This window comes from Bradyrhizobium sp. CCBAU 11434 (assembly GCF_028128895.1).
GTDB classification, from domain to species: domain Bacteria; phylum Pseudomonadota; class Alphaproteobacteria; order Rhizobiales; family Xanthobacteraceae; genus Bradyrhizobium; species Bradyrhizobium zhengyangense.
Genome location: NZ_LBJX01000085.1, coordinates 15579 through 32330 on the forward strand (window position 1 = coordinate 15579; position 16752 = coordinate 32330).

General features: G+C 63.1%; 15 protein-coding genes. 7 read left to right on the plus strand and 8 right to left on the minus strand.

Translation table 11 applies throughout. The features are described 5' to 3' along the window. Positions 1 to 11: 11 nt before the first annotated feature. From XI06_RS19260 to XI06_RS19275, 4 genes are all read left to right on the plus strand, one after another. Positions 12 to 2354, plus strand: coding sequence for a xanthine dehydrogenase family protein molybdopterin-binding subunit (locus XI06_RS19260; protein ID WP_271606151.1), 2343 nt, complete (start codon positions 12 to 14; stop codon positions 2352 to 2354). A gap of 15 nt (positions 2355 to 2369) precedes the next feature. Next, positions 2370 to 3170 carry an FAD binding domain-containing protein gene (locus tag XI06_RS19265; protein WP_271606152.1) on the plus strand — a complete coding sequence of 267 codons (801 nt, stop codon included), beginning with the start codon at positions 2370 to 2372 and terminating at the stop codon, positions 3168 to 3170. Between the two features lie 207 nt (positions 3171 to 3377). Further along, positions 3378 to 4502: a CaiB/BaiF CoA transferase family protein gene (locus XI06_RS19270; RefSeq protein WP_271606153.1), complete on the plus strand. Its 1125-nt coding sequence runs from the start codon at positions 3378 to 3380 to the stop codon at positions 4500 to 4502. 76 nt (positions 4503 to 4578) lie between these two features. After that, the gene (locus XI06_RS19275; protein WP_271606154.1) at positions 4579 to 5886 is read left to right on the plus strand and encodes an MFS transporter; all 1308 of its coding nucleotides are present in this window, start codon (positions 4579 to 4581) and stop codon (positions 5884 to 5886) included. Positions 5887 to 5906: 20 nt separating this feature from the next. Here XI06_RS19275 and hppD read toward each other — a convergent pair whose 3' ends face one another. Continuing rightward, positions 5907 to 7025 (minus strand): 4-hydroxyphenylpyruvate dioxygenase, encoded by a 1119-nt coding sequence (gene hppD / locus XI06_RS19280; RefSeq protein ID WP_271606155.1) that lies wholly within the window; start codon positions 7023 to 7025, stop codon positions 5907 to 5909. 123 nt (positions 7026 to 7148) lie between these two features. On the opposite strand from hppD, the gene XI06_RS19285 reads away from it, so the two are divergent. Then, the gene (locus tag XI06_RS19285) at positions 7149 to 7628 is read left to right on the plus strand and encodes an Lrp/AsnC family transcriptional regulator (RefSeq protein ID WP_271606156.1); all 480 of its coding nucleotides are present in this window, start codon (positions 7149 to 7151) and stop codon (positions 7626 to 7628) included. Between the two features lie 73 nt (positions 7629 to 7701). Next, a complete protein-coding gene (locus XI06_RS19290) occupies positions 7702 to 8013 on the plus strand; it encodes a DUF1272 domain-containing protein (protein ID WP_237864310.1) in 312 nt (103 codons plus the stop codon). Positions 8014 to 8135: 122 nt separating this feature from the next. Here the strand turns inward: XI06_RS19290 and fahA are convergent, their stop codons facing one another. The 5 genes from fahA to XI06_RS19315 form a co-directional block, all read right to left on the minus strand. Next, positions 8136 to 9407 carry a fumarylacetoacetase gene (gene fahA / locus XI06_RS19295; protein WP_271606157.1) on the minus strand — a complete coding sequence of 424 codons (1272 nt, stop codon included), beginning with the start codon at positions 9405 to 9407 and terminating at the stop codon, positions 8136 to 8138. Positions 9408 to 9546: 139 nt separating this feature from the next. Next, positions 9547 to 10893 (minus strand): homogentisate 1,2-dioxygenase, encoded by a 1347-nt coding sequence (hmgA, locus tag XI06_RS19300; protein ID WP_271606158.1) that lies wholly within the window; start codon positions 10891 to 10893, stop codon positions 9547 to 9549. A gap of 2 nt (positions 10894 to 10895) precedes the next feature. Continuing rightward, positions 10896 to 11852: an MBL fold metallo-hydrolase gene (locus XI06_RS19305; RefSeq protein WP_237870762.1), complete on the minus strand. Its 957-nt coding sequence runs from the start codon at positions 11850 to 11852 to the stop codon at positions 10896 to 10898. Positions 11853 to 11870: 18 nt separating this feature from the next. After that, entirely contained in the window at positions 11871 to 12095 is a 225-nt protein-coding gene (locus XI06_RS19310; RefSeq protein ID WP_237864313.1) for a DUF2783 domain-containing protein, read from the minus strand. Between the two features lie 9 nt (positions 12096 to 12104). After that, positions 12105 to 13733: an FAD-dependent oxidoreductase gene (locus XI06_RS19315; RefSeq protein ID WP_271606159.1), complete on the minus strand. Its 1629-nt coding sequence runs from the start codon at positions 13731 to 13733 to the stop codon at positions 12105 to 12107. A gap of 110 nt (positions 13734 to 13843) precedes the next feature. Between XI06_RS19315 and XI06_RS19320 the strand changes: the two genes are divergently transcribed. Continuing rightward, positions 13844 to 14386, plus strand: coding sequence for a MarR family winged helix-turn-helix transcriptional regulator (locus XI06_RS19320; RefSeq protein WP_237864315.1), 543 nt, complete (start codon positions 13844 to 13846; stop codon positions 14384 to 14386). A gap of 352 nt (positions 14387 to 14738) precedes the next feature. Here the strand turns inward: XI06_RS19320 and XI06_RS19325 are convergent, their stop codons facing one another. Together XI06_RS19325 and XI06_RS19330 are read right to left on the minus strand one after the other, a co-directional pair. Continuing rightward, positions 14739 to 15317: a LabA-like NYN domain-containing protein gene (locus XI06_RS19325; RefSeq protein ID WP_237864316.1), complete on the minus strand. Its 579-nt coding sequence runs from the start codon at positions 15315 to 15317 to the stop codon at positions 14739 to 14741. Between the two features lie 470 nt (positions 15318 to 15787). Beyond that, positions 15788 to 16606 (minus strand): N-acyl homoserine lactonase family protein, encoded by an 819-nt coding sequence (locus XI06_RS19330; RefSeq protein ID WP_237864317.1) that lies wholly within the window; start codon positions 16604 to 16606, stop codon positions 15788 to 15790. Between the last annotated feature and the right edge of the window lie 146 nt (positions 16607 to 16752).

The window sequence follows — 16752 nt, forward strand, 5'->3', positions numbered from 1 at the left end:
GAGGACCAGACATGGGTGTTGAAGGCATCGGCGCGCGCGTCGTGCGCAAGGAAGACAAGCGTTTCATCACCGGCAAGGGCCGGTACGTTGACGACATCAAGTTGCTGGGCATGACCCATGCCCATTTCATCCGCAGCCCGCACGCGCACGCCAAGGTGAAGAAGATCGATTCGTCCGCCGCGCTGAAGATGCCGGGCGTGGTCGCCGTTCTCACCGGACAAGAGCTCGTCGACGACAAGGTCGGCAACCTCATCTGCGGCTGGGCCATCACCTCCAAGGACGGCAGCCCGATGAAAATGGGCGCATGGCCGGCGATGGCACCGGAGACGGTGCGCTTCGTCGGTCAGGCCGTCGCGGTCGTGATCGCCGACAGCAAGAACCTGGCGCGCGACGCGGCGGAAGCTGTCGTCGTCGACTACGAGGAACTCCCCGTCGTTGCCGACGTCCACGCCGCCATCAAGGCCGGCGCGCCGCAGCTCCACCCCGAGGCCCCCGGCAATCAGGTCTATGATTGGGTGATCGGTGACGAGGCTGCGACGGATGCTGCCTTCGCCAAGGCCGCGAATGTGGTGAAGATGGACCTCACCAACAATCGCCTCGCGCCGAACCCGATGGAGCCACGCTCGGCGGTCGCCGACTACGACGCCGCGGAGGAGCATTACACGCTCTATACGACATCGCAGAACCCGCATGTCGCCCGGCTCGTGCTCTCTGCGTTCTACAATATCGCGCCCGAGCACAAGCTGCGCGTCATCGCGCCCGACGTCGGCGGCGGCTTCGGCTCCAAGATCTACATCTACCCGGAAGAGATGGTGGCGCTCTGGGCCTCCAAGAAGACCGGCCGCCCCGTGAAGTGGACCAGCGACAGGACCGAGGCCTTCCTCACCGACGCGCATGGCCGCGACCACGTCACCCATGCCGAGATGGCGTTCGACGCCAACAACAAGATCACCGGCTTGAAGGTCAAGACCTACGCCAATTTCGGCGCCTACATGTCGCTGTTCTCGTCGGCCGTGCCGACCTATCTCTACGCGACGCTGCTGTCGGGCCAGTACAACATCCCGCAGATCCACGCCGAAGTGATCGGCGTTTACACCAACACCACGCCGGTCGACGCCTATCGCGGCGCGGGCCGTCCCGAGGCCAGCTATCTGGTCGAACGGATGATGGAGACAGCGGCGCGGCAACTCAAGGTCGATCCGGCCCAGTTGCGCCGGAGCAACTTCATCACCCAGTTCCCGCACCAGACGCCCGTGATCATGGCCTATGACACCGGCGACTTTAACGCCTCGCTCGACGCCGCGATGAAGGCAATCGACTATGCCGGCTTCCCCGCCCGCAAGGCGCAAGCGAAGGCGCAAGGCAAGCTGCGCGGCATCGGCGTGTCCTGCTACATCGAGGCCTGCGGCATCGCGCCGTCGAAGGCGGTCGGTAGCCTGGGCGCCGGCGTCGGCCTGTGGGAATCGGCCGAGGTGCGGGTCAACCCGGTTGGCACCATCGAGATCCTGACAGGCTCGCACAGCCACGGCCAGGGTCACGAGACCACGTTCTGCCAGCTCGTCGCGGAGCGCCTGGGTGTTCCCATCAGCCAGGTCTCGATCGTCCATGGCGACACCGACAAGGTGCAGTTCGGCATGGGCACCTACGGCTCTCGCTCGGCCGCCGTCGGTCTCACCGCGATCCTGAAGGCCATGGAGAAGATGGAAGCCAAGGCCAAGAAGATCGCCGCGCATGCGCTGGAGGCCTCGGAAGCCGACATCGTCATCGAGAACGGCGAGTTCAAGGTGACGGGCACCGACAAGGCGATTGCGCTGCCGATGGTCGCGCTCGCGGCCTACACCGCGCACAATCTGCCTGACGGGATGGAGCCGGGCCTGAAGGAGAGCGCCTTCTACGACCCCTCCAACTTCACCTTCCCGGCCGGCACCTATATCTGCGAGCTCGAGGTCGACGCTGGTACCGGCAAGACCTCCTTCGTCAACTTCGTCGCGGCCGACGATTTCGGCCGGTTGATCAACCCGATGATCGTCGAGGGACAGGTCCATGGCGGCTTGGTTCAAGGCATCGGACAGGCACTGCTCGAGCACGCCATCTACGATGCCAACGGCCAGCCGGTCACGGCCTCGTTCATGGACTACGCCATGCCGCGCGCCGACGATGTACCCTCGTTCAACCTCTCCCACACCACGACGCTGTGCCCGGGCAATCCGCTGGGCATCAAGGGTTGCGGTGAGGCCGGCGCGATCGGCGCCTCCGCGGCCGTGATCAACGCGATCACGGATGCGATCGGCAACAACAACCTGGAAATGCCCGCAACCCCTGATCGGGTGTGGCGCACGATCCACGCGGCTTGAGAGGGAGCATCAAAGATGTACCAGACCACTTATCATCGCGCTTCCTCGGTCGACGAAGCCGTGAGCTTGTTTGGCAAGAGCAGCGAGGCGAAGTTCCTTGCCGGCGGACAGACCCTGCTTCCGGTCATGAAGCAGCGGCTCGCGAGCCCCTCGGACGTGATCGACCTCGGCAAGATCAAGGAACTGCAGGGCGTCGAGCTCTCCGGCGACGTGCTGACCATCAAGGCCGCCACGACCTATTACGACATCATGACCAATGCCGATGTGAAGAAGGCGATTCCAGCGATCGCCCATCTCACCTCGGTGCTCGGTGACCCTGCCGTACGCTATCGCGGCACGATCGGCGGCTCGATTGCCAACAACGATCCTGCCGCCGATTTCCCCGCCGCCCTGCTCGCACTCGGCGCCACCGTGAAGACCAACAAGCGGTCGATCGCGGCGGAGGATTTCTTCAAGGGCCTGTTCACGACCGCGCTGGAAGACGGCGAGATCATCACCGCCGTGTCGTTCCCGGTTCCGGCGAAGGCGGGTTACGAGAAGATGCGGCATCCGGCCTCGCGCTTCGCGCTGACCGGGGTGTTCGTGGCTCAGACCAAGTCGGGCGAGGTGCGCGTTGCCGCGACCGGCGCGTCGCAGAGCGGCGTGATGCGGGTCCCTGCGATCGAAGCGGCGCTGAAGGCGAACTGGTCGCCGTCGGCGATTGACAGCGTGAGCATTTCGGCAAGCAATCTGCTAGCCGACATCCACGGCACGGCGGAATACCGCGCCAACCTGATCAAGGTGATGGCGCAGCGCGCGGTGACTGCTGCGGGCTGAGATCCTACTCTCAGCGTCTCAACACAAATCTTCCGCGGCGCGCAGCAATGCGCGCCGCTTTTTTGATGCGCCCATGTATGAAAAGCGCTTGCCTCGCTGGCGTGAAGGCGAGAAGAGTTAATCAGCCAATTAACTCGCCCCAGAGAGGAAAGTCCGTGGCGACGGCCTGACATCAGGCATTCGCCCGCGACCCGAGGAAACAACAACGTGCTCGATCAACCGGCCCAGCAAAAATCAGAAGACTCGTCCATCCGCAGCTCCGGCCCGCTCGCGGGATTCCGCATCGTCGAATTCGCCGGCATCGGTCCCGGCCCTTTCGCCTGCATGTTGCTGGCTGACATGGGCGCCGAAGTCGTCACGCTCGATCGTATCGGCGCGAAGAAGAGCATGAAGTCGGTGGCGGGCCGCGGCCGCAAGCTGATCGAGCTCGACCTCAAGGACAAGGCGGCGATCGCGCAGGTGCTAGACCTGCTCGCCGGCGCCGACGCACTGGTCGAAGGTTTCCGTCCTGGCGTGATGGAGCGGCTCGGGCTCGGTCCCGACGTGGTGCTCGCACGCAATCCAAAGCTCGTCTATGGCCGCATGACCGGCTGGGGCCAGGAAGGCCCGCTGGCGAACGCCGCCGGCCACGACATCAACTACATCTCCATCACCGGCGCGCTCGCGGCGATCGGCACTGACGAAGCGCCGGTGCCGCCGCTCAACCTGGTCGGCGATTTCGGCGGCGGCGCGCTCTATCTCGTCGTCGGCGTGCTCGCCGCGCTGCTGGAAGCATCAAGGTCCGGCAAGGGTCAGGTGGTCGACGCCGCGATGTGCGACGGCGCGGCCTCGCTGATGTCGTTCTTCTTCGACATGAAGACGCTCGGACGCTGGACCGAGGGCCGCAACCGGAATTTCCTCGATGGCGGCGCCCACTTCTACGGCGTCTATGAATGCGCCTGCGGCCACTTCGTGTCGATCGGCTCGATCGAGCCGCAGTTCTACGCCCTGCTGCGCGAGCATGCCGGCCTGACCGATGCCGATTTCGACGCGCAGATGGATCCCAAGGCCTGGCCCGCGCTGAAGGAGAAGCTGAAGGCCGTGTTCAAGAGCAAGACGCGCGAGGACTGGTGCAATATCATGGAAGGCACCGACATCTGCTTCGCGCCTGTTCTGACCATGTCGGAAGCGACCGCGCATCCGCACATGGTCGCCCGCAACGTCTTCATCGAGCGCCACGGCGTGAAGCAGCCGGCGCCGGCGCCGCGCTTCTCCCGCACACACTCCACCGTCCGCGAGCCGGAAAGCGCCGAGATTTCCGCCGTGACGGCTGCGTGGAAAGCGGGCCGCTAGGGCGCGCTTGAGGGTTGTCAGCAGGCACCTTTTGCGTCACTTCGCGTTTCACAGAAGTGACACAAGGTGCTCATCCGTGAACCAGACTGACCGTCCGCGTCCCTCCCAAACCATGCGCGTCGGCGCAGCCATACTGGGCAACGCGCTCGAATTCTACGACTTCACCGTCTACGCGGCGTTCGCGGTCTGGCTCGCCAAGGCCTTCTTTCCGGCTGACAATCCCAACACCAGCCTGCTGCTGACGGTTGCGACCTTCGGCGTCGGCTTCGTGGCGCGACCGCTCGGCGGCATCGTCATCGGCGCTTATGCGGATCGTTACGGTCGCAAGCCGGCAATGACGCTGACCATCTGGCTGATGGCGCTCGGCACCGGCATCATCGGCCTGCTGCCGACCTACGATCAGATCGGCCTGCTCGCCCCGGTCCTGCTGGTGCTGGCGCGGCTGCTGCAGGGTTTTTCGACCGGCGGCGAGATGGGACCGGCGACGACTTATCTGCTCGAGAGCGCGCCCTCGCACCGCAAAGGCTTCTTCGGCAGTTGGCAGCTCGCCAGCCAGAACCTGGGCAGCCTGTTCTCCGCGCTGGTCGGCCTTGGCCTCGCCTTCCTGATCACGCCCGGCGCCAATGATAGCTGGGGTTGGCGCGTGCCGTTCCTGCTCGGAATCCTGATCGCGCCGGTCGGCTATTTCATCCGCAAGAATCTCGACGAGACGCTGGATGCCGAAGAGGCCCATGCCAGCGTCGGCGGCGTGCTGTCCGACATCCTGGCCAACCACTGGGGCAAGGTCGTGCTGTGCATCCTGCTGATCTCGGGCGCGACCATCGGCCAGTACTTCTTCCTTTACACCGCGACCTACGCCATCAACACGCTGCACTACAGCCAGGGCTGGGCCATGACGGCCAACTTCGCCACCTTCGTGAGCGGCACGATCTTCGCGCTGCTCGGCGGCGCGCTCGCGGACAGATACAGCCTGAAGACCATCGCCGTGGTGCCGCGCATCATCGTGACGCTGCTGTTCTATCCGGCATTGCTGCTGGTGGTGTCGTCGGGCTCGCCGCTCGTCTACGTCGTCACCGCCGCGGTGCTGATGGCATTCCATGCGATGTCGGGCGGCGCCGGCATCATCCTCATCCCGCTGATCTTCCCCGCGATCGTCCGCACCTCCGGACTGTCGATCGCCTACGCGCTTGGCGTCACCCTCTTTGGCGGCACCGCGCAGCTGGTGTTCACCTGGATTATCGGCACGACAGGCGACAAGCTGTCATGGGTCTGGTACGTCGTCGCGATGGGCGCGGTCAGCATCCTCGCCACGATGGCGATGCGGATGCCGGAGGATCTCGCGCGGCGGCGGGACGGTGCGATGAACGCGGCGGTGGCGCGCTAGAGCGGACGAACGGCAGCGTTCTACGCTGCCGTATCCACCTTCAACACGCCGCGGCGGATCTGATCTTCCTCGATCGATTCGAACAGGGCCTTGAAATTGCCCTCGCCAAAGCCGTCATCGCCCTTGCGCTGGATGAACTCGAAGAAGATCGGGCCGATGGCGTTGGCCGAGAAGATCTGCAGCAGCACCTTGGTCTGGCCGCCGTCGACGACGCCCTCGCCGTCGATCAGGATTCCGTTCTTCTGCAGGCGCGCGACGTCCTCACCATGCTTGGGCAGGCGCGCGTCGACCTTCTCGAAATAGGTCGCGGGCGGCGATGGCATGAAAGGCAGGCCGGCTGCGCGCAGACCCTCGATGGTACCGTGAATCTCGCGGCAGCCGCAGGCGATGTGCTGGATGCCTTCGCCGCGATAGGTCTTCAGATATTCCTCGATCTGTCCGGAATCACCGGCGTCCTCGTTGATCGGAATCCGGATCTTGCCGTCCGGGCTGGTCAGCGCGCGCGAAAACAGGCCGGAGGCGCGGCCTTCAATGTCGAAGAAGCGGATCTGGCGGAAGTTGAACAGTCTTTCGTAGAAGCCGGTCCAGACATCCATGCGGCCGCGGTGAACATTGTGGGTGAGGTGATCGAGATAGAACAGGCCGGCGCCGACCGGACGCGGATCGCGCGCACCGAGCCATTCGAACGCGGCGTCATAGGCCGAGCCCTTGGCGCCATAGCGATCGACGAAATAAAGCAGGCTGCCGCCGATGCCCTTGATCGCGGGCACATCCAGCGTCTTCTGCGCCGATGTGACGCCAGCCGGCTCGGCACCAAGCGCAATAGCACGGTCATAGGCCGCCTTGGCATCGACGACGCGGAACGCCATCGACGGCGCGCAAGGACCATGCGCGGCGACGAACTCATAGCCGTGAGTGCCGGGCTCCTCATTCACGAGATAGTTGATGTCGCCCTGGCGATAGACGGTGATCCTCTTGGTCTTGTGGCGCGCGACCGGCGCATAGCCCATCAGCTTGAACAGATCGTGCAGCTCTTGCGGATTGGGATGCGCATATTCGACGAATTCGAACCCGTCGGTACCCATTGGATTGTCGGCGCTAACAGTGGCCGGCGGTGCATCGTGCGGAAACGGACCCATTGGCGATTCTCCCAAATTGCTGCTGGCCAGAACTATCCTTCATGGGGCGCGCAATGAGCGTGCAAATGGAACGCGTTTTCGCTATCCTATGCACGATCTGTGCACGAAATGGACAAATGACGCATGATTCCAGTGGATGCCTTCGACCTCAAGATCCTGGGCGCGCTCCAGGACGACGGCCGCCTCACCAACCAGGAACTCGCCGAGCTTGCAGGTCTCTCGGCTTCGCAATGCTCGCGGCGGCGGATGCGGCTGGAGGAGGAGAAGGTCATCGCAGGCTATCACGCCGATCTCTCCAGCGAGGCGCTCGGCTTCGGCGTGATCGCCTTCATCCAGGTCGGGCTCGCGACCCACTCGCCGGATAATTCAAAACGCTTCCGCGCGCTGGTCAACCGGATCGACGAGATCCAGGAGGCCTATTCGCTGACGGGCGACGCCGACTACGTGCTGAAAGCCGTGCTGCGCGACCTCAAGGGTCTGTCCAACCTCGTCAACGACGTCCTGATGCCGCATCAGAGCGTGGCGCATGTGCGTTCCTCGATCGTGCTCGACCGTCTCAAGGAAAGCTCGAAGCTGCCGCTGAAGGATTTGAAGACTGGCTGAAATCGAGGGAACTACGCCATTCGCGCTGCGCGCGCGATCTGCGATGATCGAGGCCATTCGCGGAGATCCGACCATGGCCCTTCAGCTTCGACCGAACTGCGAATATTGCGACCGCGACCTGCCGCCTGATGCAACGAACGCGCGGATCTGTTCCTATGAATGCACGTTTTGCGCGGATTGCGTCGAGACAAAACTGTCTAACGTCTGCCCGAATTGCGGCGGCGGCTTCGCACCGCGCCCGATCCGTCCGACGCGGGAATGGCGGCCGGGCGTGTGCACGACCAAGCAGGCGCCATCCGACAAACGCGTGCATCTGAAGTACAGCCAGGAGGACGTTGCCGCGCACTGCGCGCGGGTCAAGGACGTGCCGCCGGAGAAGCGATAAGCTCTCTCCGCGCCGTCATTGCGAGCGCAGCGAAGCAATCCAGACTGTCGTCGCGTTGACAGCCTGGATTGCTTCGTCGCAAGAGCTCCTCGCAATGACGGAGGTCGGAGCGAGGGCGAAGCCTACTCCGCCGGCAAGATCGTCCCCTCGACCTCGCCGAAGCCGACGCGATAGCCGTTGCCCTGGCACCAGCCGCGCATCACGAGACTGTCGCCATCTTCGAGGAACGTACGCTTGCTGCCGCCGGGCAACTCCACCGGCTCGGTGCCGTTCCAGCTGATCTCCAAGAGGCTGCCGCGCTGGTTCTTCTCGGGCCCGGAGATGGTGCCGCTGCCGAGGAGATCGCCGACATTCATGGCGCAGCCCGAGGAGGCGTGGTGCATCAGCTGCTGCACCGAGGACCAGTACATGTATCTGAAATTGGTGCGGCTGATGCCGGCGGCCGCATTGGCGCCGGCGGCGCGCAAGGAGACGTCGAGCGCGATATCGTAGTTCTGAGGCTTCACCTGCTTCAGATAATCCAGCGGCACCGGCTCCTGCTCGGGCCCCTTGAGCCGGAACGGCTCCAGCGCCTCGCGCGTCACCACCCACGGGCTGATCGAGGTCGCGAACGCCTTGGCCAGGAACGGCCCGAGCGGCACATATTCCCATTGCTGGATATCCCGCGCGCTCCAGTCGTTGAGCAGCACGAAGCCGAAGATCATCTCCTCGGCCTGAGCCTCGGTGAGCATGCTGCCCATCGGCGACGGTTGCCCGACCACGACGCCCATCTCCAGCTCGAAATCGAGCCGCTTGCACGGACCGAAGCCCGGCACGTCCACATTCGGCGGCTTCAGCTGCCCGCGCGGCCGCTTCACCTTGGTGCCTGACACCACGACGGTGGATGCGCGTCCGTTATAGGCGATCGGCATGTGCAGCCAGTTCGGCTGCAGCGCATTGTCCTTGCCGCGGAACATCACGCCGACATTGGTGGCGTGTTCTTTCGAGGAATAGAAATCGGTGTAGCCGGAGACCGCGAACGGCAGATGCAGCTTTGCCTCGCGCATCGGCACCAGCGCCTGGCTGCGCAGCTCTTCGTTGTCACGCAGCTCCGGATGATCGTGCCGCAGCAGCTCGCTGATGCGCGCCCGAGTTTTGCTCCAGACCTTTGGCCCGAGTGCCATGAAGGGATTGAGCGAGGGTCCGGAGAACACGCCGAGCGGACCGACATCGAGCCGCGAATCCTGCTCGAGCTCCCAGAGATCGAGCACGTAGTTTCCGATCGCGACGCCGACCCGCGGCGTCGGATTGCTGGCGGTCGAGAACACGCCATAGGGCAGATTCTGGATCGGAAAGTCCGAGGCGGGGTCGATTTCGATGAAGGAGCGGAGGCTGGGGTCGTTGGGGTGGGGCACATGGCTCTCCAAAATTGAGACCGTCATTCCGGGATGGTCCGTAAGGACCAGACCTCAGGTGCGCAATTGCGCACCGGGGGAATCTCGAGATTCCGGGTGCGATGCTTCGCATCGCCCCGGAATGACGATAAGAATGATTTTACGGCCTATTCGGATCGAAGCGCTTTTCCAGGCCCTTCCAGCAATCCGCATAATCGTCCTGCAGCGTCGACGATTTCGCGGCATGCGCCGTGACGCGCTGCGGGTAGCGGGTCTCGAACATGAAGGCCATGGTGCCCGTCAGCTTCACCGGCTTCAGCTCGCCATTGCTGGCGTGCTCGAAGGCGTCGCGGTCGGGGCCGTGCGGCAGCATGCAATTGTGCAGGCTCATGCCGCCGGGGACGAAACCCTGCGGCTTCGCGTCATAGACGCCGTAGATCAGGCCCATGAACTCGCTCATGATGTTCATGTGATACCAGGGCGGACGGAAGGTGTTGTCGGCCACCATCCAGCGCTCGGGGAAGATCACGAAATCGATATTCGCGGTGCCTGCCGTCTCCGATGGCGAGGTCAGCACCGTGAAGATCGAGGGATCGGGATGATCGAAGCCGATCGCACCGACCGGCGAGAAGCTGCGCAGATCGTATTTGTAGGGCGCGTAATTGCCGTGCCAGGCGACGACGTCGATCGGCGAATGCGGCAAATTGGTCTTGAACAGCGACCCGCCCCATTTCACGTAGAGCTCGGTCGGGGTGTCCTTGTCCTCGTAAAACGCGACCGGGGTCAGGAAGTCGCGCGCGTTCGCAAGGCAGTTGGCGCCGATCGGCCCGCGCTCGGGCAGCGTGAAGGCGCCGCCGTAGTTTTCGCAGAGGTAGCCGCGTGCCGGTCCGTTCGGGATCTCGACGCGGAATTTGACGCCGCGGGGAATCACCACGATCTCGCCGGGCTCGGCGTCGATGCGGCCGAACTCGGTGACGAGGCGAAGATTGCCCTGCTGGAGCACGAACATCAGCTCGCCGTCGGCATTGTAGAAGTGCTGGTCCACCATCGATTTGGTGATGAGATAGACATGCGCGGCCATGCCGGCCTGCGTATTGACGTCACCGGCCGTGGTCATGGTCTGCACGCCCTGAAGGAAGGTCACCTCCTCCTTCGGCAGCGGCGTCGGGTCCCAACGCAGCTGGGCGATCGGCAGATCGTTTTCATGGCACGGTGCCGAGCGCCACAGGCCGGCATCGACCTTCTCGAAACGGCCGGAATGCTTCACCGAGGGGCGGATGCGATAGAGCCAGGAACGCTCATTGGTACCGCGCGGCGCCGTGAAGGGCGAGCCCGAGAGCTGCTCGGCGTAAAGCCCGTAAGCGCAGCGCTGCGGAGAATTACGGCCCATCGGCAGCGCGCCCGGCAGCGCCTCGGTCTCAAAACTGTTGCCGAAGCCGGACATGTAGCCAGGCGTGACCTGTGCCGAGCTGCGGATGATCTGATCAGGCGAGGTATTGATGTTCATGACTATCCTCCTCCTTGCAGGGCGGCCCACATTTCCTGGTCGCGCTTGTCGGTCCAGATCACGGGATCGTCGATCCCCGACGCTTCGTCGAAGGCGCGCGAGACGTTGAACGGCAGGCAGTGCTCGTAGATGGCGAAGCTGTGGAATTTCGGATCCATCACCTCTCGCGTTGCCGCCATCGATTCCTTCAGCGTGCGGCCCTTGGCGACCGAAATCTCGGCTGCACCATAGAGCGAGGTGACGAAGTCGCGCGTCATCGCGATGGCTTCGCGCACGGTGCCAACGCCCTTCAGCGCATCGCCGCGGCCCGGGGCGATCGCCTTGGGATTGAAGTTGCGGATCTCGTTCAGCGTCAGCGGCCATTCCCGCAAATGCGCATCACCGCAATAGCAGGCCGAGTGATATTCGATGAGGTCACCGGAGAACATCACTTCCGCATCGGGCACCCAGGCGACGATATCGCCGGAGGTGTGCCCGGCGCCCAGCTGCATCAGCCGTACTTCGCGCTTGCCGAGATAGATCGACATCTCGCCTTCAAAGGTCAGCGTCGGCCAGGTCAGGCCGGGAATGCTCTGCGCATCCTGGAACAGGCGCGGAAAGCGGCCATATTCGGAATCCCAATCCTGCTTGCCGCGCTCCTCGATCAGACGGTAGGTCTCCTGCGAAGCGACGATGCCTTGCGCGTGATAGGCGGAGGCACCGAGCACGCGCACCGCGTGATAATGCGACAGCACGACATATTTGATCGGCTTGTCCGTCACCTTTTTGACGCGCTCGATCACCTTATTGGCCATCGCCGGCGTTGCCTGGGCGTCGAACACCAGGCAGCCGTCGTCGCCGACGATAACAGCGGTGTTCGGATCACCCTCCGCGGTGAAGGCATAGAGATCGGTGCCGATTTCGGAGAAGGTGATCTTCTTCTCGGAGAGATCGCCGGTAGATGCGAAATTCTTCGCCATCAATTCATCCTTACGAGGTTATTGTTGTTGCTGTTGTTGCTGCTGGCCGTCGATCATGCGGCGTTTGGCCAGCACGATCGCCTCCCGCAGCACGTCGATGTCGCCGATATGATTGGCGAGGATCAGCACCAGCGCCGCGTCGAAATCGGCGCTCTGCTCCTCGGTGAGGCCGCGATGCGCTTCGACGATGGCGCGGAAGGCGTCATCGGGCCGCGCGAAGTTCGAGCTGGTGGACAATGGCATTGTGAAACCTCAATTCAGACCGGCCGCCCGCGACAGCGCGGCGGCAACGCCAGCGCGCGTCGGATGACGGAAACGAGCGGCGACATAGCCATCGGGCCTGAGCAAATAGGCAGAGCCCGGCTCGGCATCATAGCGCTTCGCAACGAAGCCCTGGGGATCGGCGAGTCCGCCCTCGCCGCCGATCCTGATATCCTTCACGCCATCGGGCGTATCGATCGCTGCGCCATTGCCAAACGAGAGCAGGGTGAAGTCCGTTCCACCCTTGCGGAACGCATCGGTCAGATAGGCCTGCTCGCCTCCGCGCGTCGCAGTGGGCGCATCGAGCATGGAACAGCCCGGCGATGGTCCGCCGCGCCAGGCATCCGCATCGCGCGATGACAGCGGCGAATCATAGCTGCACGGCACCGAAAGGCGTCCGCCATTGACCATGCGCTTGCCAAACTCGGTCTCCTTGGCGAGCGACAACACCGCCTTGCGCAGCCGCGCCTCCTGATGCGAGTTCGGCGCCATGAAATCGGTCGAGCGGGTGGATTCGCGGATGTTCTCGTCGGCCGCCAGGCTGCGCTCGACATGGTAGCTCTCGAGCAGGCTCGCGGGCGACGTGCCGCGCAATACGCGGTCGAGCTTCCAGGACAGATTCTCGGCATCCTCGAGCCCTGAGTTCGCGCCGCGTGCGCCGAACGGCGACACCTGATGCGCGGAATCGCCGGCAAAGATCACGCGGCCATGGATGAAGCGGTCCATCCGACGGCATTGGAATTTGTAGAGCGAGATCCACTCGAACTCGAACTTGTCGTGGCCGAGCATGCGCGCGATTCGCGGCCGCACATTCTCAGGCTTCTTCTCGACGACAGGATCGGCGTAGCGATTGAGCTGGAGATCGATACGCCAGACATCGTCGGGCTGCTTATGCAGCAGCGCCGAGCGGCCGGCGTGGAACGGCGGGTCGAACCAAAACCAGCGCTCGGTCGGGAATTCCGCGGTCATCTTGACGTCGGCAATCAGAAACTGATCCTCGAACACCTGTCCGCCAAACTCCGCGCCGACCATTTGCCGTAGCGACGAGCGCGCGCCGTCGCAGGCGATGACGTATTGCGCGTGCAGGCGATAGGCACCTTCAGGAGTCTCGATCGTCAGCGCTACGGAATCGTTGCGTTGCTCGAGCGCGGTCACCTTGTTGCGCCAGCGCAGGTCGATATCCGGCAGATCGCTGATGCGATCGACCAGATAGGCCTCGGCGTAATATTGCTGGAGATTGATGAAGGCCGGCCGCTTGTGACCGTCCTCCGGCAGCAGATTGAACTGATAGAGCTGCGATTCGCCGTGAAAGATTCGGCCGACGCTCCACACCACGCCCTTGTCGACCATGCGGTCGGCGACGCCAAGCCGGTCCCAATATTCCAGCGACCGCTTCGAGAAGCAGATCGCGCGCGACCCTTCGCCGATGCGGTCGGCATCGTCCAGCAAGACGACGCGCTGGCCGCGCTGGGCCAGATCAATGGCGAGCGACAGGCCGACCGGGCCTGCACCGACGATGACGACGGGGTGCTCGGCCGGACTTTGGCCGGGACGATCCTGGTCAGCATGGCGGCGATAGCCGAACTGGATTTTGGCCTGATGCGTATTGGCGTCCGCCATACACTAACCTCGGCTCTGGTCAGGAGAGGACTGATCTGCTAGATAGTCTCATGTGCAACTATTTTGGACCGGAGCCGGCCGGCCGTCAACTGGAATTCGGAGCGCTCTCCTTGGCAAGGACATCAAGCGACATCGCGCTGAAGACAAGGGAAGCTGGCGAGGCTTCCCCACGGCCGAGATCGCGGCTCGATCTGTTCAAGTTCGTGCCATTCCGCCTCAATCGGCTCGCGGCGGAGGTCAGCTCCGCGCTCGCGGTGGAATATCAGGAACGTCACGGCCTCGACATTCCGGCCTGGCGCGTGATCGCAACGCTTGGCTTCCGCAACGATGCCTGTAGCGCGCAGTTCATCTCGCAATGTACTCGCACGCATAAGTCGACGATCAGCCGCGCGGTGACCACGCTGTTGCAGAACGGCTTGATCGAGCGGGTCGAGAACGAAGCCGACCGCCGCGAATTCCGCCTGCAACTGACGAAGAAGGGCCGCGCGCTCTACGAAGAGCTGTTCCCGCAATTGCTGCGGCGAGAAGACGAGATCCTCGCCTGCCTCTCCGCAACTGAGCGCAAGCAGCTCTCGGCGCTGCTTGGCAAGATCGAGGAGAGTCTCGACCTGATCCAGACCAGCGAAGAGGCCGACGCCAAGCAGGCGTATTAGAGCGCGCACGCATAGAGGCGCAGGCGCCTTCATCAATTGGGAAGGCTTGGTAGGCTCGTGAAGGCACTGGCTTATATCGCGGCGCTACTTGTGGCGTTTGCCGCAACGCGCGCGTACGCCGCTGACATAGGTTGTAGAAACGCATTAGGGCCGCCGACGAATGTCAGCGGCCCTTCCGGGTCAAATGATACCGTGCTCAAATCAGCCCCGGCATTTATTTATTGCCGTCCCTTTTTTGCACGGCCTTGATTCAGCGCAAATTCAACTCTCCTCTTGGGACTGCAATTTGCGCGGTGACGGGCAACCCGCCGTAGCTGGCCTCGATTTCGGAAGCACAACGTAGCTCCCCCACTCAGCGGTTTGGACTTCGGGGGCGATTTTGATCTGGGGAGCGGTCGGCGGAGATGCGGGCAATGCGGGGGCGCAGCTCGGCAAGGTCCAAGAAGACATCAGCTTGTCGGCGAAGCTCGTCTGCAATCATTGGTGACTGGATCTCTATCGTCGAAACCACCGTAACATGGACCCCGCGCCGCTGCACTGCCTCGACCAACGGACGAAAATCGCGATCGCCGGAAAATAGCACCATTTGGTCGAGATGCTCGGCAAGCTCCATGGCATGCACGGCAAGTTCGATGTCCATGCTGCCCTTGGTCTTGCGACGTCCGTTGGCGTCGATAAACTCCTTGGCCGGCTTGGTGACGACAGTGTAGCCGTTGTAGTCCAACCAATCGATCAACGGGCGAATCGAAGAGAACTGCTCCTGATTATCGATGACGGCAGTGTAATAGAACGCGCGAAGAAGCGTCCCTTGGACCTGAAACTCCTCCAACAGTCGCTTGTAGTCGACATCGAAACCAAGAGCTTTCGCGGTCGCGAAGAGATTCGCACCGTCGATGAACAATGCGATGTTGCTTGGCTTAACGGATGACATGAAGCGATACTCCGGCCCTGCGATCGATTGTCGATGCGCATTTGCGAGGTCGATCTGAGTTGAGGCGGGAGCCGCGATTCGCGGCCTATCAAAAAGTCCGGCGCCATCCACCACGCGTCCGGGGAAGCGCGCAGTTCGCCACCGCAAGCAACAGCAACACGCTAACGTGTCTTTCCGCTTGCGAGTCTAGCCCGCACGAAATTGAGCGCGGCGGGCATTTGGTAACAAAGCTAACTAAGTGAGAGTCGTTCACTTTCAAAGAATAGAAGTACGTGACGTTACGCCGCACCAGCCGGCGCTGGAGAAATCGCAGGTCAGCCAAACCACTCTATCACTCAGCGCGTGCGGACTTCTGCTCCTGGCCCGACTCTGACCTTCCGCGATGCTGGTTTGCGCGCTGCTTTCATGAGCACAGCGGACATCGGGGCGCCTGTAAGCTTAAGGCTCACAAGGACACGCCCGGGATTCCGTCACTTCGCAAACGATCGCGTCGGCGGCAGATGCAGCGCCCAGGCATCGACCTTGTCGCTCGCCCGCGGATAGATCTCGGTGACGACAGGATCGTGGCCGGGAATGTAGCGGTCGGGATGACCGGCGAGACGTTCGATCGTCTCCCAGCCGAGTGCCATGTCGCCGACATTGTAGACGATCGGGAATGGGCTCCTGCGCTGCAGATTGGCGTAATAATGCGCGGCATCGGAAGCCAGCACCACCGGCCCGCGCGCGGTCTCGACCTTGACCACCTGCAAGCCGTCGGAGTGACCGCCGACGCGGTGAACGGTCACCCCGGGCGCGACCTCGCCGTCGCCGGAATAGAAGGTGACGCGCTCGCCATAGACGTGGCGCACCATCTGGGTGACGTGCTCGACCGAGAACGGATGTCGCAGCAGTCCGTTGCACATGCAGCGGCCCGTCGCGTAAGCCATCTCGCGCTCCTGGAGATGGAAGCGCGCGTTTGGGAAGCGATCGAGATTTCCGGCGTGGTCATAGTGCAAATGCGTCACGATCACGTCGCGGATACTCGAAACCGGGACGCCAAAGCGCTCCAGCGCATCGACCGGATTGAGCGTCAGCTTGCGCGCACGCAAGGACGCTTCCTCGGCATTGAAGCCGGTATCGACCAGGATATCGCGGCCCTGCCCGCGGATCAGCCACACGAAGTAGTCGAGGTCCTGCGCCGCGCTGTCATGCGGGTCGGGTGCCAGAAAATTCATGCTGGGCGTGCGCGGCGACATCGTCGCATAGCGCAGGGCGTAGATTTCGTAGGCGTTTCCCTCTGGCTTGTTCATGGCTTTGATCCCGGCTTTTGCTTTTCTGAGCGGACCTTGGCGCACCAAGCCATCGCGCGCCGCAAAGGTCAAACCTCGCGGTTGCGGCGAACCCGGCAGCAATGTGAGACCAATCACATTTTCGTCGCGAGTGCCGGCCTAACATG

Bases quoted from the DNA above. Each gene is read 5' to 3' on its own strand.
- XI06_RS19260 (WP_271606151.1), top strand. From the start codon at position 12: ATGGGTGTTGAAGGCATCGGCGCGCGCGTCGTGCGCAAGGAAGACAAG.
- XI06_RS19265 (WP_271606152.1), top strand. From the start codon at position 2,370: ATGTACCAGACCACTTATCATCGCGCTTCCTCGGTCGACGAAGCCGTG.
- hppD (WP_271606155.1), bottom strand. From the start codon at position 7,025: ATGGGTCCGTTTCCGCACGATGCACCGCCGGCCACTGTTAGCGCCGAC.
- XI06_RS19285 (WP_271606156.1), top strand. From the start codon at position 7,149: ATGATTCCAGTGGATGCCTTCGACCTCAAGATCCTGGGCGCGCTCCAG.
- XI06_RS19290 (WP_237864310.1), top strand. From the start codon at position 7,702: ATGGCCCTTCAGCTTCGACCGAACTGCGAATATTGCGACCGCGACCTG.
- hmgA (WP_271606158.1), bottom strand. From the start codon at position 10,893: ATGAACATCAATACCTCGCCTGATCAGATCATCCGCAGCTCGGCACAG.
- XI06_RS19305 (WP_237870762.1), bottom strand. From the start codon at position 11,852: ATGGCGAAGAATTTCGCATCTACCGGCGATCTCTCCGAGAAGAAGATC.
- XI06_RS19310 (WP_237864313.1), bottom strand. From the start codon at position 12,095: ATGCCATTGTCCACCAGCTCGAACTTCGCGCGGCCCGATGACGCCTTC.
- XI06_RS19315 (WP_271606159.1), bottom strand. From the start codon at position 13,733: ATGGCGGACGCCAATACGCATCAGGCCAAAATCCAGTTCGGCTATCGC.
- XI06_RS19325 (WP_237864316.1), bottom strand. From the start codon at position 15,317: ATGTCATCCGTTAAGCCAAGCAACATCGCATTGTTCATCGACGGTGCG.
- XI06_RS19330 (WP_237864317.1), bottom strand. From the start codon at position 16,606: ATGAACAAGCCAGAGGGAAACGCCTACGAAATCTACGCCCTGCGCTAT.